Source organism: Chryseobacterium sp. (genome assembly GCF_022712095.1).
GTDB lineage: Bacteria > Bacteroidota > Bacteroidia > Flavobacteriales > Weeksellaceae > Chryseobacterium.
In genome coordinates, this window is record NZ_JALAHD010000031.1 from 1 (window position 1) to 14,748 (window position 14,748).

Here is a 14,748-nt window from a genome sequence, read left to right on the forward strand (position 1 = left end):
AAAAAACATAATAATTTTAGTTAGAAAATACGAAGACAGCATTTCATATTTTTATTTAAATACAAAAGTTAATACATTTGATGCCGTTTTATATAAAGACAAATGATTTACTTACTATTCATTATATGTTTACTGATCCTTATTTACAATCTATTTACCAGAAGAGAAGTATTTGGGGCTGAGCCGGCAGGTAAAAGGCTGGACAGAATGAAAAAATCTGTACATTATAAAAATAAGCAGTTTCAGAATTTAAGTCCTACCCCTTCTATTGCAGAAGGTTATAGTATGCCTAGAGTGATGTATGATTTCTTTTTTGCTAAAAAAGATCCTTATTTAAAGCCACATAAAATAATTCCTTCGATTCATACAGATCTCAAGAATCTTCCAAAAGATGAAGATGTTTTTATATGGCTGGGGCATTCCTCTTATTATATTCAGACGGATGGCGTTTCTTTTTTAATAGATCCTGTGTTGAGTTCTTATGGCTCGCCAGTTAAATTTTTTAATAAAGCTTTTCTGGGATCTGATATTTTTAAACCTGAAGATATTCCTCAGCTGGATTATCTGGTAATTACCCATGACCATTATGATCATCTGGATTATCCTACGGTAAAATCAATAAGACCTAAGGTAGATAAGGTGATATTACCCTTAGGAGTAGGTGCGCATCTTGAAAAATGGGGTTATCAGCAAGATCAATTAATAGAAGAGGAATGGGGAGCAGAAGTTCTTTTAAAAAACAATATTAAAATTACCTACACTCCGGCCAGGCATTTCTCCGGGCGCAGGTTTAGCAGAAACGGAACGCTTTGGACATCTTATGTTTTGGAGACTCTAAGTAAAAAAATATTTTTGGGTGGTGACAGTGGTTACGATACCCATTTTAAAATGATCGGTGAAAAATTCGGTCCTTTTGACTATGCTATTATAGAAAACGGGCAGTACAATGAAGCATGGAAATATATTCATGCTTTACCTGAGGATGTTATACAGGCGAGTCTGGATGTCAATGCCAGAAATATTATTCCTGTACATTCTGCAAAGTTCGCATTGGCGCTTCATGCATGGAATGAACCGCTGAAAAGTATTACGCACCTTGGGAAGCAAAGAAACCTTACCATTCTCACACCTATGATCGGAGAACCTGTAGATTTAAATAGTGCTGATCACCAGTTCAAAGTATGGTGGGAAGATTAAGTATGCCAGATTCCCTTATATCTTTTCGGATGGTTTTCGAATTGCTGTCTTACAAAATCACATTCAGGGTCTACCATTAGATCTTTTTCTTCAGCATAGCGAACAAGCTCATCCAGTAGCATCTTAGCGAAGCCATGTCCTTCACGCTCTTTATCAAGTTTAGTATAATAAACGGAAAGTAATCTTCCGTCTACTTCTATAGACATATAGCCTGCTTTCTTCTCATTAATCAATATCTGCAATTCATCCTGATACGGAGATATTCTGAATTTTATATTTTCCATAATTATGAGATTTGGATTGGACTGAAATTTAAGTTTGAGAATAATCTCTTTTTAAAATTACAAATTAAAATGATATAACCCGTTGATATTTAGTAATATTAACAAAATTTATAATCATTTTAAATTTGAAGAATGGAAAATATACTTATATCTTTTAAGTATTCTTAATTCGGGTGGCCAGAATTTTATCAATTCTGTTCCTGTCTTTATCTACGATTTCTAAGATAAGATTTCCGGCTTTTATTTTATCTCCGGTCTTAGGAATAGAATCTGCCTGGTCTAGGAATAACCCTGAAATACTAATGAATTTTTTTTCCACTCCTTCATCAATTTCTATGTGAAAATATTTTTTAAAATCATGGATCGAGCAGTCGCCATCTATAAGCCAGGAGTTTTCATCCCGTTGTATGATTTCAGGATCTTCTTCGGTTCCGTCGGGAAAGCTTCCCACAAGATCATCCAATATATCATTTAATGTAATGATTCCTTTTGTAGTTCCATATTCATCAATGATGATCGCAATATGAGATCTGTTATTCTGAAAACTTTCCATTAAAGGATAGATATAAGAATTTTCTCCTACAAAAACTACCTTTCTCAGATGTTTTCGTATATTGAAATTTTCATGATCCAGATCGAAAAGATCTTTCATTTTTACAATTCCAATGATCCTGTCAAGATCATTATCCTCTGTTACCGGATAAGTGGAAAAAGAACAAGTCTTAATTTTTTGTTTTACCGTTTCATAATTATCATCAGCATCGAGATATATGATTTTTGATTTGTTAGTGGCTAGTGAATTTACTTTCCGGTCACCTAATTCAAAGACATTTTTTAATACATCATGTTCTTTTTCTTCAATGATGCCGCCTTCTTTTCCTTCCAGAATAATAGACTTTATTTCTTCTTCAGTTACGATTTCTTTCTCATCATCTTTTATTCCAACGATTCTTAATACGGCAATATTGCTTACGGTAAGAAGCCATACGAAAGGAGATGCTAAAAGAGAAAGCCAGTACATAGGCTTGGCAATAAGGATAGAAATTCTTTCCGGAAATTTTAATCCTAATCTTTTAGGGACCAGTTCACCAAAAACGATGGATAGAAATGTGATGATAAGAACTATGATAAAAGAGGCAATACCTCTTGAATAGTGTGAAATAGCCTCAATTTTTGAAACATATACTGCTAGGTCCGAAGTAAGTTTGTCCCCTGAATAAATTCCTAATAAAATTCCGATCAAAGTAATTCCAATCTGAACTGTAGAAAGAAATTTATTGGGATTTTCTGAAAGCTGGACAGCCGTTTTTGCATTGGAATTTCCTTTTTGCTCTTCATTTTTCAGTTTGAATTTTTTAGAAGAAACCAATGCCATTTCCGACATTGAGAAAACTCCGTTAAGTAAAATAAGTAGTAGGATAATGAATATCTCCATAATGGGAATTAATATCTTGATGATTTATGTTAAATGTAAAAATTATTTTCAACATTATCAGTTAGTTATGATTATTTTAACAAAGATTGGCAATTATGATTTGAGAATTGGCATTTTAATTGACCTTATGCTTATAGTTAAACTTTAAATAAAAAGGAAATGAAAAATATATTAGTAACCGCCTTCTTTCTAGGTATGTTTAGTTTAGGATATGCGCAGTCAGATTATTATAACGATTACAGAAGGAGTATTACAGATCTAAACTGGCAGAATGTAGCGGTAGAATTAATTTTGTCTACAACGCAGAAAAATCAGTTATACGCACTTAATGATAGGTATAACGATTATAATTCATGGGATAAGAAATATTCTAAAAATCCGGATAAATGGAGAACAGACAGATATGCTGAAATAGAAAAAATTTTGGGTAAAGAAAAATATAAACAATTTAAAAATAAGTATTATCAGGGACAAAACCCTACGGCTGTTTATAACAGAAACAAAAACAATGATGTGAAATCAAAACAAAAAGTTTCTAAGAAACAGGAACCTATGCATGACAGAGGTCATGATAACAGACGTTAACTCAATTATCAACTATAAATTTTTTTCACAAGAAATCCCGATTATACAATCGGGATTTCTTATAGATAAAAAACCTCTCAGCTGAGAGGTTTTTTAGTTTATAATGAAGGATTAAATTCCGTCAATAATAGTGTTTAATGTAGCACTTGGTCTCATTGCTGCGTAGGTTTTAGCTTCGTCAGCTTTATAATAACCTTCAATATTCTGAGGTTTTCCCTGTGCTCCGATTAATTCTTCGTTAATCTTAGCCTCATTCTGGTGCATTTTTTCAGCAATCGGCTTGAATTTTTCAGCTATTTCAGGGTTAACTGTCTGATTAGCTAAAGCTTCTGCCCAGTACATTGCTAAATAGAAATGAGACCCTCTGTTATCAATTTGTCCTACTTTTCTTGCTGGTGATTTGTCAGTTGCAAGGAACTTAGCATTAGCTTCATCCAATGCATCAGCTAATACCTGAGATTTTGTATTTCCCTGAGTTTGTGCCAAATGTTCTAAAGAAGCCTGTAATGCTAAGAATTCTCCTAATGAATCCCATCTTAAATATCCTTCTTCAAGGAACTGCTCGATGTGTTTTGGTGCAGAACCTCCTGCTCCTGTTTCAAATAGACCACCACCGTTCATTAATGGAACAATAGAAAGCATTTTAGCAGAAGTACCCAATTCAAGAATAGGGAAAAGGTCTGTTAAATAATCTCTCAATACATTTCCGGATACAGAGATTGTATCTTTACCTTCTCTGGCTCTTTTTAATGTTTCAGTCATTGCATCTTTTACATCAAGGATTCTGATGTCAAGACCTGTAGTATCATGATCTTTAAGATATTTTTCTACTTTTTTGATGATTTCTCTGTCATGTGCTCTGCCCTTATCTAACCAGAAAATAGCAGGAGTATCAGAAAGTCTTGATCTGTTTACTGCCAATTTTACCCAATCCTGAATAGGAGCGTCTTTGGTCTGACACATTCTGAAGATATCACTCTTTTCCACTTTTTGAGAAAGAAGAACGTTTCCTGCTTCATCCTGAACTTCAATAGTTCCGTCAGCAGCAGCCTGGAAAGTTTTATCATGAGAACCGTATTCTTCAGCTTTCTGAGCCATTAATCCAACGTTTGGAACAGATCCCATCGTTGTAGGATCTAATTTTCCATGAGCTTTCATATCGTCAATTACGGCCTGATAGAAACCAGCATAAGAACGATCAGGAATGATTGCCACGGTATCTTCTTCTTTACCCTCTTTATTCCACATTTTTCCTCCGCCTCTTACTAGTGCAGCCATAGAAGCATCGACAATAATATCGGAAGGAACGTGGAAGTTAGTAATTCCTTTATCAGAATTTACCATTGCCACTCTTGGTCCGTCAGCAAGTGCTTTTTCAATATCAGCTTTGATATCGGCTTCCTGAGCATTTCCTTTGATTTTTTCAAAAAGATCAGCAAGACCATTATTTGGATTAATATCTAAAGATTTGAAAGTATCAGCATATTTAGTGAAAACATCTTTAAAGAATGTTTCAACAATAGCTCCAAAGATAATAGGATCAGAGATCTTCATCATGGTAGCTTTTAAGTGCGCCGAAAGAAGAACATTTTTATTTTTAGCTTCTTCAATAGCCTGTTGAACGAAAGTTTTCAACGATCTAAGATTCATTACCGAAGAATCAATAACTTCACCAGCCTGAAGGGGAGCGAAATCTTTTAATACATTTTCAGAACCATCAGTTCCTTTGAAAACAATTCTATATTGAGTGGCATTTTCTAAAGTAGTTGAAGTTTCAGTACCATAGAAATCCCCGCTGTTCATATAGGCAACATCTGTTTTGCTGTCAGATGCCCAATCTCCCATTCTGTGAGGGTTAGCTTTAGCGTAATTCTTAACGGCCTTTGGGGCACGTCTGTCAGAATTTCCTTCTCTTAATACAGGATTTACTGCACTTCCTAACACTTTAGCGTATTTAGCTTTAATTGCTTTTTCTTCATCATTTTTAGGCTCTGCAGGATAATTAGGAACTGCAAATCCTTTTCCTTGTAATTCTGCAATTGCTGCATCTAACTGAGGAACGGAAGCAGAAATGTTAGGTAGCTTAATGATATTGGCATCCGGTGTAGTGGCCAGTTGACCCAGTTCCGCCAAAGCATCACTTATTTTTTGATCATCTTTTAAAAACTCAGGAAAGTTAGCTAAAATTCTCCCTGCTAAAGAAATATCTGGAACTGCAATTTCAATATCTGCAGATTTAGTAAAAGCTTTTACAATCGGTAAGAATGAGTGAGTGGCAAGCATTGGAGCCTCATCCGTTAGGGTGTAATAAATTTTCGATTTTTCTGACATTATTATTTGGTATTTATATTCAAAATTTAAAATCTCACAAATTTAGTCATTTTTTAAAATTCTGAATAGTTTTTTAGACTTTTTAACCGAATAAATATCGGAATTTCTGTAGTTTTCATCTTTGAAATCCAAAAAAAAGACCGCCATTTGAATGAGCGGTTTTTTATAGTAACAAAATGGATTTTCAATTTATTTCAAATGAGATCTTAGCATCCATGCTGTTTTTTCATGTTGTTCCATTAAAGTAGTCAGAAAATCAGAAGTACCATAGTCATATTCAAATTTTTCATTGATCTGATCAATGCTTCCTCTTAAATACATAATAATAGCTTCGTGATCAGAAAGAAGATCTTTAATATAGCTTAAACTGTTGTTTTTATTTTCTCTCTTTTCAGAAAGGTGAGTCAGTTCCAGATATTCTTTCATTGTAGCAGGTGCATAATGTCCAATTTTACGGATTCTTTCTGCTACTTCATCAATAACATCTTCCAATTCTGTATACAATTGTTCAAAATAAACATGGACTGTGTGAAAATCCGGACCTTCTATATTCCAATGAGCATTTCTCGTTTTTAAATAAAGTAAGAATTCATCTGCTAAAAGTGGTTCTAAAATTTCTGCAATACCTTCTGTTTGTTTTGGATTAATCCCGATTTGTGTTTTCATATATTTAAAAAATTAAGTTAATTATTTTGTTTTGACAGTAGTAAATTTATCAATTTATAAGCCAATATAGCTTTTTTATTTTTGCTAAAATTAATATTACCGATTTAAATAAACTATATAAAAATAGAACTTTTTTTTAATATTTTTCTTATGTTAAGCTTATTTAATAAAGTAAATTTATGATATATTTAACCTTTAAGAAATGGCAGTCTGGCTGATATTATTTATTTTTGAGTATATAAAATTTAGATAAACTTAGATTATGGCAACGATTACACTAAAGGGCAACGAAATACATACATCAGGAACTTTACCATCTGTAGGAACTGCAATCAGGGAATTTGAACTTGTCGATTCAAATCTGAATGTGAAAACACTTTCGGATTTTGAAGGAAAGAAAAAAGTATTCAATATTTTTCCGAGTATAGATACCGGTGTTTGTGCTGCTTCAGCTAGAAAATTCAATGAAGAAGCCTCTTCTCTTGATAATGCTGTCGTTATTAATGTATCTAAAGATCTTCCTTTTGCATTGGGAAGATTTTGTGCAGCAGAAGGGCTAAATAATGTGGAAACACTTTCTGATTTCAGGGGAAGTTTTGGCGATGATTATGGAGTGACTATTACAGACTCTCCGATGAAAGGGCTGCTGAGTCGGGCTGTGATTGTTACCGATGCAGATAACAAAGTGGTGTATGTGGAGCAGGTTCCTGAAATTGCAAGCGAACCTGATTACAGTGCAGCCATCAATGCATTGAAATAAAATAAGACAAAAGAAAATAATTTATACTGGCCTTGTGGAATCTCATTTTTCACAAGGTTTTTTTGAGTTTAAAAAGTATATAATGAAAGCAGATCATATTATTTTATTCCTGTTTTAAGAATTCTGGATTATGAAAAAGCTGTAGAATTTTATAAAAACTGGCTGGGTTTTGAGATTATCTGTGAGCACCATTTCGAAGAAAACACTCCGGTTTATATGGAAATGAGAAGAGAAGATATTGTTTTGCATTGAAGTGAACATTATGGAGACGAAACTCCCGAGAGCCGTATTTTTATCTGGGAAGAAGGAGTGTCTGATTATCATAAGGAGTTCAAAGGAAAGGATTATAAATATAATAAACCCGGACTTGAAAAGACATTTTATGATGCAATTTTCTTTGCTGTCCATGATCCCTTCGGAAATACAATTCTTTTTAATGAAAAGTATGATGAAAGTAAACACAAAAATATTGAGTTTAATTCAATTCACTAACTTTGAAAAATAAAATTCTTACCCTCAATTTAATTTAATGAAACGTTCAGGAACAGCCGATTTACCTTTGCACTATGGAAAAGTACCGCCATGGCTGTATGAACGTATGTCTGCACTTGGATTATCCATTATGGAAGTGATCCTGATGGATTATGGAAAAGATGAGGTGTTAAGACGTTTGGCGGATCCTTTTTGGTTCCAGAGTTTTGGAGCTGTAATGGGCATGGACTGGCATTCTTCCGGAATTACGACTTCCGTAATGGGGGCTTTAAAACGTGCTATCAACCCCAATTCTCAGTCACTGGGAATTTATATTTGTGGTGGAAAGGGGAAGTTTTCTAGAGAAACTCCTGCAGAATTGATTCGGATTGCTGATAAAACCGGGCTGGATGGAAATGAACTGGTAAAAGCCAGTAAGCTTTCTGCAAAGGTTGACAATACGGCTATCCAAGATGGGTATCAGCTGTATTTACATAATTTTATTCTGGCTGACAATGGAAGCTGGAGTGTGGTACAACAGGGAATGCATGAATCTGATAATACAGCAAGGCGCTATCATTGGCATTCTGAAAATATTAAATCATTTATTGAACAACCTCATACTGGAATTAATGGTGTTTCCAGAGGAAAGATTCTCAATCTGACGGATGTTGATGCTTCTGAGAACAGGAAGGGAATTCTGGATATTTCCCATACGGACTCTGCACAGATCATGAGTGATTTTTCAAGGCTTATCTTACCGGCTCATCATGATGTTCAGGCTTCAGATGTAGATTTGAGAAGGCTAGGTGCTCTTCTGTATGTAACCAGGGAGCAGCAGCCTCAAAATTTTGAAGATCTGCTTATGTTGGAAGGAGTAGGTCCACGAACAATGCAGTCTTTAGCACTGGTAAGTGAAGTTATTCATGGTGCTCCGTCACGATTCAACGATCCTGCACGATTTTCTTTTGCACATGGAGGTAAAGATGGACATCCTTTTCCGGTTCCTACAAAGGTGTATGATGAGAGTATTCATATTCTTAAAAAGGGAATCGAAAAATCAAAGCTTGGTAATTCGGATAAACTGAAAACATTGAATAAACTCCATAAAGTCATAGAAGATACAGAGAAGAATTTTACTCCTGATTTCGATATTCAGCAAGTTATTGAAGAAGAACGTCAAAATTCATGGAGATTCGGAGGGAAAACTGTTTTTGGTGATGCTCAGAAGCCGGAAAAACCGAAATCAATTCAGCTGACCTTATTTTAACCTGATTAAATATTCATACATGGATTATAATGAATCATTAAAAATTTCTTATGACTTTCCCTTTTTTACAGATGAGGAATTAGAAGAAGTATTTAAAGCTCATGAAAAAGTAAGATTTCATAAAGGAGACTCTATTTTAGATGAAGGAAAAATAGCTAATGAGTATTATATTCTTGAAAAAGGATTGATGCGTTCATTTGTCAATGATTTTAATGGTAATGAAGTAACCACTCATTTTTTCACAGAAAATGAAATTGTAATTGAAGTTTCTTCTATTTTTCAAAGAATTCCAAGTCAGGAGAATATTGTATGCATTTCAGACTGTGAAGGCTGGAAAATGGATTTCGAGACTTTTGAGGATTTATTTCATAAAATACCTAATCTAAGAGAATGGGGAAGAGCATGGATGTCTCAACAACTTTTTGTCTATAAACAACGTTCTGTGGAAATGTTTACCCTTTCTGCTACCCGTAGATACCTGAATCTTCTGGAACAAAAGCCTAAGGTAGTACAGTTTGCACCCCTTAAACAAATAGCTTCATATCTCGGAGTTACCGATACCTCTTTAAGCCGGATCAGAAAAGAATTGGTTTCTCATTACAATAAATAACAAAACTTGTCCTATGGCAAGCAGGTTTTAAGATGATCTGTCTAATTTTGGTTTAATAATCTATAATAATTTTAAATCAAGAAATCATGACTAAATTAAATTCATACCTCAATTTTGATGGTAAGGCAGAAGAAGCTTTCACTTTTTATAAATCTGTATTCGGAGGAGAGTTTCTTGGGGAAGTTTACAGAATGGGAAATGCGCCCGGCACAGAAAATCTTTCTGAAGAAGAGAAAAACAGAGTCATGCATATTGCATTGCCCATAGGTAATGATTTACTGATGGGTTCTGATATTGTACAATCATTCGGGCAGAATCTTACAGTGGGAAATAATAATTATGTTTCTATTTTCCCTGATTCCAGGGAAGAAGCTGAGCGGATTTTTAAAGGACTTTCTGAAGACGGAGATATTGAAATGCCTTTGGAAGATCAGTTCTGGGGTGATTATTTCGGAAGCTTTAAAGATCGGTATGGTATTCACTGGATGGTTAATTATAATGCAGAATTCAGGAAATAATCTTATATTTAGCTAAATTAGGGAAGGGTAATTATATTTTAGTTACCCTTCATTTAATAAACCAATAAAAAATATAAGTATGGATCTGATCAAAATTGACATTACGATTTTAGCGCCTGTAGAAAAAGTATGGGACTATTTTAATACCCCAAAACATATTATAAAGTGGAATTTTGCCCATGAAACCTGGCAATGTCCAAGCTCAGAGAACGATCTCAGAGTGGGAGGGAAGTTCAGGAACAGAATGGAAGCAAAAGATAAAAGCTTCGGATTTGATTTTGAAGGCATCTATGATGAGGTTATTCCGAATCAAAAGATCAAATATCATTTGGAAGATGGAAGAAATGTAGAGGTGATTTTTGATAAAATTGACGAAACTACCACGAAAGTAACGGAGATTTTTGACCCGGAAAAACAAAACTCCGTAGAAATGCAGAGAGAAGGATGGTATTCCATTCTCAATAACTTTCATAAGTATGTAGAAAAAAACTAAACCTTTTTTGCACAACGATGATCAATTTAGTAATAATGGCAAAATCCCTCAATTCCATTTATGCAGTTAATCATGTTGAAAATGGAAATTTTTTGGAAGGTGTAATTGCGATACCGGCAAGGCGGGCTCTGGAAAAAGAGAAAATAAATTCACTCGAAAAACTTTCCGCTTATTCCGAAGAAGAAATTCTGAATCTTCATGGATTTGGGAGGAGTACAATAGAGAAACTTAAAGATTATATGAAGGAACATCAGGTTTCTTTTAAAAATAATGATCTGCCGGATTTTTTAGTCAGGTAGATAATAACACCCACCCTTAAATTTAAAATCATGAATAATAATATATTCCCGTGTCTTTGGTATGACGGAGATGCTAAGCAATCGGCAGACTTTTATTGTAAAGTATTTGACGGAAAGATCACTACTGATACGCCAGTCGTCTTAAATATAGATCTTTTCGGGCAGAAGCTGATGCTTCTGAATGGAGGTCCTCATTTTGTGAAAAATGCCTCTATTTCATTTATGGTTATTTGTGAAACAGAAGATGAGGTTCAAAAATATTGGGATCAGCTGATACAAGACGGAATAGCTTTAATGCCGCTTGATTCTTACTCATGGAGTAAAAAATATGGTTGGGTTCGTGATCAATTTGGAGTTACCTGGCAGCTGTTCCTGGGAGAGAAGGCTGGAGACCAAAAGATAATTCCTACACTCATGTTTATTCATCAGAATAATGGGAAAGCAATGGAAGCTATGAATTTTTATACAAAGATATTTCCTGATTCCAGAATTGGAAATATTTTAAAATATAAGGACGGAGGTGAAGGACATGATATCACAGAAGATCCGGGGAATGTTCAGCATGCTCATTTCGTAATCGATGGCTACAGCTTATTCTGTATGGATAATTCTTATGATCATCAGTTTGATTTTAATGAAGGGATTTCTATGGTGGTAATGACGGATAACCAGGAGCAGACAGATCTTTATTGGTCCCATCTTATTTCGGGAGGAGGAAGAGAAAGTATGTGTGGCTGGCTGAAAGACAGATATGGGTTGAGCTGGCAGATTGTTCCCAAAAGGTTAATTGAACTGATGAATGATGCTGATCAGGAAAAAGCGCATAGAGTAGTACAGGCTATGATGAAAATGCGGAAAATTATTATTCAGGATCTTGAAAACGCTTATAATTCTTAAATTGATTTCGGCTTGGTGTTTGATGTAATTGATAAAAGATTTGCTTATGAAAACACAGAACAAGTCAAAATCAAAATCGAAAGTTCCTAAGGAAGGACTGTTTCCTGAGATTATCCGTGAGAACTATACAGGAAGTAAAAAGCTTCTCAATAAAAAAGCACTTATTTCAGGTGGCGATAGCGGAATAGGACAGGCGGTAGCAGTTCATTTTGCAAGAGAAGGTGCAGATGTAGCTATCATTTATAAAGAAAGTGATAAAGATGCTAAAGAAACCAAAAAGCTTGTAGAAAAAGAGGGGAGAACCTGTATGGTACTCAAAGGTGATCTTACTAAGAAAGTTTTCAGGACAAAATGTGTAGGGAAAATTAAATCGACCTGGAAAAACCTGGACGTTCTGGTTAATAATGCAGGAATTCATACTTCGAAAAATAGCCTTGAAAAAATTTCTGATGAGCAGATCCAGGAAACTTTTGATACCAATATCATTTCTATGATTTCCTTTACGAGAGATTTTCTTCCTTTGATAAAAAGTGGTGGCAGGATTATTTGTACAACATCTGTTACTGCCTATAGAGGAAGTGATCATTTGATTGATTATGCTGCGACTAAAGGTGCTATTTTATCTTTTATCCGCTCCTTGTCCACTAATCTTGCCGAAAAGAAAATTCTTGTTAATGGAATTGCTCCCGGCCCCATCTGGACTCCTCTTGTAAAAGAAACTTTTAATGACCTTTCAGCTTTTGGAAAAGATACTCCGTTGAAACGGGCGGGACAGCCTTCGGAAGTAGCACCTGCCTTTGTATTTCTGGCGTCTGAGGATGCTAATTTTATTACCGGAGAAGTCATTCATATTAATGGAGGTGATTTTGTAGGAGGCTAATTCAGAATAATATTTATACCATAATCATAAAACTAAAAAATATGGAAACTTTATCGTACGAAACAGAAATCAATGCTCCATTACAGAAAGTATGGGATATTTTATGGGGAGAAGAAACTTATAATCAATGGACCCGTTTCTTTAGCCCTGACTCGACCATGAAATCGGATTGGAAAGTAGGAGGAAAGACTTATTTCCTTAATGCCAATGGTGAAGGAATGGTTTCAACGATAGAAAGTCTGAATGAACCTCATGAAGTTATATTTCAGCATCTTGGCATGGTGAAAGATGGAGTAGAGGATACTCAAAGTAAAGATATAGTAGATTGGCAGGGTGCTCAGGAAAAATACTTTCTTATCGATCTGGATGGAAAAACCAAACTGCATGCTGAAGTCCAGGTAGAAAGAGAATGGAAAGAGGATATAAATACTGGATTTATAAAAGGGCTTGAAGTAGTTAAGAATTTGGCAGAACAATCATGAAGCTGCTGACCATTCTTTTTGTAACTTTTATCCTTGCTTTAATAGGGACAAAGCTTTTTGAAGGAAACTGGAATTTTTTATTCGCCGGGAATTTGGGTATGACAGTATTTATTGTATTTACCGGTTTGGCACATTTTAAATTTCAAAAAGGAATGACGATGATGATACCGGATTTTATTCCTGCCAAAATGTTTTGGGTATATGTGACAGGAATTATGGAAATCGTTGCCGGAATAGGCTTAATGATCCCTCCGATTAGAGAATTGACAGCATTTTTACTCATTATGTTCTATGTCTTGGTTTTTATTGCCAATATTAATTCTTCAAAAAAGAGAGTAAATTTATTCAAAGCTGATTACTCTGGGCCCGGGATGAGCTATCTTTATAAAGAAAGGATTCCTATGCAGTTTATCCTGATTGCATGGACCTGGTATTTCGGGATTTACTTGAATTAAACTGACATTATTTCACATCATATCAAGACGGAGAGTAATTTGCTTTCCGTTTTCTGGTTTTAAGACTAAATAGAAATTTTTTTTAATATTATTAAAGTAAAATAAAAAGTATAATCGTCATAGTAATATATGGAGGTTGTCGAAAAAATAATAATGCCACAGGAGGAGAAAGAAAATATCATTTCACAGACCGTTTCCAAGTACGGAGGAAAACTGATGTCTTTTATTCGCCCCAAAGTGAAGAATACAGAAGATGCCGAAGATATCCTGCAGGAAGTATGGTATCAGTTCAGCAGTCTTACCAATCTTTCTGAGATCGTAAATGTAGGTGGATGGCTATACAGAGTAACCTCCAATAAAATTACAGATCGTTACCGGAAAAAGAAAACGGAAAACCTGGAAGACTTTGTATATGAAGACGAAGACGGTGGTTTCTCAATCAAAGATATTTTATTATTGGATGAAGGAGCCAGTCCTGAACTTAAGATATTTCAGGATGAGATCTGGAAAAAATTATTTGAAGCACTGAATGAGCTCCCTGAAAAGCAAAGATTGGTTTATGAAGAGAATGAACTGAACAGTAAAACACTTCAGGAAATAGCAGACGAACAGGGGGAAAATATTAAGACCATCATCAGCAGAAAGAATTATGCGGTGAAGCATTTAAGAAATAGATTGAGAGAATTATACGATGATTTAAACAGTTAGAAAGAAGATATCATGAATACTAAACATAAAAAAAGATGGGGCCTTTTAATATTATGCCCACCTCTTATTTTCCTTGCCGTTACAGGAGTTGTAATGTGGCTTTGGAATACTTTGCTTCCTGAAATTATAGGAGTAAAAGAGATTAATTACTGGCAGGCTATGGGAATCCTTGTATTAAGTAAAATACTTTTTGGAGGCTTCCATGGGAAATTCGGAAGAAATAACTGTGGAGGTGGTTTCAGAGAAAGAAAGCAAATGATGGAAAAGATGGGCAACTTTTCTTCAGAAGAAAGAGAAAAATTCAGAGAAATGTGGAAACAGAAATGCTCCGGAAGTTTTTTTCAAAAAAATAACGAATAGTTTAAAGTAAAATATAAAACGCATTCGTCTATATAAAAAGAAGTAGT

18 protein-coding genes and 1 pseudogene are annotated in these 14,748 nt (G+C 34.7%); 15 read left to right on the plus strand and 4 right to left on the minus strand.

What is annotated here, in order from left to right:
* Positions 1-102 precede the first annotated feature (102 nt).
* A complete protein-coding gene (locus Q0A18_RS01410; protein ID WP_292008381.1) occupies positions 103-1,197 on the plus strand; it encodes an MBL fold metallo-hydrolase in 1,095 nt (364 codons plus the stop codon).
* Here the strand turns inward: Q0A18_RS01410 and Q0A18_RS01415 are convergent.
* Together Q0A18_RS01415 and Q0A18_RS01420 are read right to left on the minus strand one after the other, a co-directional pair.
* Positions 1,194-1,481, minus strand: coding sequence for an N-acetyltransferase (locus tag Q0A18_RS01415; protein ID WP_292008382.1), 288 nt, complete (start codon positions 1,479-1,481; stop codon positions 1,194-1,196). The genes Q0A18_RS01410 and Q0A18_RS01415 overlap by 4 nt on opposite strands.
* Before the next feature lie 154 nt (positions 1,482-1,635).
* Positions 1,636-2,916 (minus strand): hemolysin family protein, encoded by a 1,281-nt coding sequence (locus Q0A18_RS01420; protein ID WP_292008383.1) that lies wholly within the window; start codon positions 2,914-2,916, stop codon positions 1,636-1,638.
* A 159-nt stretch (positions 2,917-3,075) separates the two neighbouring features.
* Here Q0A18_RS01420 and Q0A18_RS01425 point away from each other — a divergent pair, with 159 nt between their 5' ends.
* Positions 3,076-3,501 carry a hypothetical protein gene (locus tag Q0A18_RS01425; protein ID WP_292008384.1) on the plus strand — a complete coding sequence of 142 codons (426 nt, stop codon included), beginning with the start codon at positions 3,076-3,078 and terminating at the stop codon, positions 3,499-3,501.
* Between the two features lie 111 nt (positions 3,502-3,612).
* Here Q0A18_RS01425 and Q0A18_RS01430 read toward each other — a convergent pair whose 3' ends face one another.
* Complete coding sequence (locus tag Q0A18_RS01430) at positions 3,613-5,832, minus strand: NADP-dependent isocitrate dehydrogenase (protein WP_292008385.1); 2,220 nt, start codon at positions 5,830-5,832, stop codon at positions 3,613-3,615.
* A gap of 189 nt (positions 5,833-6,021) precedes the next feature.
* Positions 6,022-6,498, minus strand: coding sequence for a DNA starvation/stationary phase protection protein (locus Q0A18_RS01435; RefSeq protein WP_292008386.1), 477 nt, complete (start codon positions 6,496-6,498; stop codon positions 6,022-6,024).
* Between the two features lie 262 nt (positions 6,499-6,760).
* Here Q0A18_RS01435 and tpx point away from each other — a divergent pair, with 262 nt between their 5' ends.
* From tpx to Q0A18_RS01500, 13 genes and pseudogenes are all read left to right on the plus strand, one after another.
* Entirely contained in the window at positions 6,761-7,258 is a 498-nt protein-coding gene (gene tpx, locus Q0A18_RS01440) for a thiol peroxidase (protein WP_292008387.1), read from the plus strand.
* A gap of 105 nt (positions 7,259-7,363) precedes the next feature.
* A pseudogene (locus Q0A18_RS01445) lies at positions 7,364-7,750 on the plus strand (glyoxalase superfamily protein).
* Positions 7,751-7,787: 37 nt separating this feature from the next.
* Positions 7,788-8,999 carry a DUF763 domain-containing protein gene (locus Q0A18_RS01450; protein WP_292008388.1) on the plus strand — a complete coding sequence of 404 codons (1,212 nt, stop codon included), beginning with the start codon at positions 7,788-7,790 and terminating at the stop codon, positions 8,997-8,999.
* A 19-nt stretch (positions 9,000-9,018) separates the two neighbouring features.
* Positions 9,019-9,609 (plus strand): Crp/Fnr family transcriptional regulator, encoded by a 591-nt coding sequence (locus Q0A18_RS01455; protein WP_292008389.1) that lies wholly within the window; start codon positions 9,019-9,021, stop codon positions 9,607-9,609.
* Between the two features lie 86 nt (positions 9,610-9,695).
* Positions 9,696-10,127: a VOC family protein gene (locus Q0A18_RS01460; protein ID WP_292008390.1), complete on the plus strand. Its 432-nt coding sequence runs from the start codon at positions 9,696-9,698 to the stop codon at positions 10,125-10,127.
* Positions 10,128-10,206: 79 nt separating this feature from the next.
* Positions 10,207-10,620, plus strand: coding sequence for an SRPBCC family protein (locus Q0A18_RS01465; protein ID WP_292008391.1), 414 nt, complete (start codon positions 10,207-10,209; stop codon positions 10,618-10,620).
* Between the two features lie 35 nt (positions 10,621-10,655).
* The gene (locus Q0A18_RS01470; RefSeq protein WP_292008392.1) at positions 10,656-10,919 is read left to right on the plus strand and encodes a DNA-directed RNA polymerase subunit alpha C-terminal domain-containing protein; all 264 of its coding nucleotides are present in this window, start codon (positions 10,656-10,658) and stop codon (positions 10,917-10,919) included.
* 30 nt (positions 10,920-10,949) lie between these two features.
* Complete coding sequence (locus Q0A18_RS01475; RefSeq protein WP_292008393.1) at positions 10,950-11,816, plus strand: VOC family protein; 867 nt, start codon at positions 10,950-10,952, stop codon at positions 11,814-11,816.
* Between the two features lie 46 nt (positions 11,817-11,862).
* Positions 11,863-12,696: an SDR family oxidoreductase gene (locus tag Q0A18_RS01480; RefSeq protein WP_292008394.1), complete on the plus strand. Its 834-nt coding sequence runs from the start codon at positions 11,863-11,865 to the stop codon at positions 12,694-12,696.
* A gap of 41 nt (positions 12,697-12,737) precedes the next feature.
* Positions 12,738-13,178 carry an SRPBCC domain-containing protein gene (locus Q0A18_RS01485; protein WP_292008395.1) on the plus strand — a complete coding sequence of 147 codons (441 nt, stop codon included), beginning with the start codon at positions 12,738-12,740 and terminating at the stop codon, positions 13,176-13,178.
* Positions 13,175-13,633, plus strand: a complete 459-nt coding sequence (locus Q0A18_RS01490) for a hypothetical protein (protein WP_292008396.1) — start codon at positions 13,175-13,177, stop codon at positions 13,631-13,633. The genes Q0A18_RS01485 and Q0A18_RS01490 overlap by 4 nt, the downstream gene beginning before the upstream one ends.
* Before the next feature lie 153 nt (positions 13,634-13,786).
* Positions 13,787-14,341 (plus strand): sigma-70 family RNA polymerase sigma factor, encoded by a 555-nt coding sequence (locus tag Q0A18_RS01495; RefSeq protein WP_292008397.1) that lies wholly within the window; start codon positions 13,787-13,789, stop codon positions 14,339-14,341.
* 12 nt (positions 14,342-14,353) lie between these two features.
* Complete coding sequence (locus tag Q0A18_RS01500) at positions 14,354-14,701, plus strand: hypothetical protein (protein ID WP_292008398.1); 348 nt, start codon at positions 14,354-14,356, stop codon at positions 14,699-14,701.
* Positions 14,702-14,748: the final 47 nt, after the last annotated feature.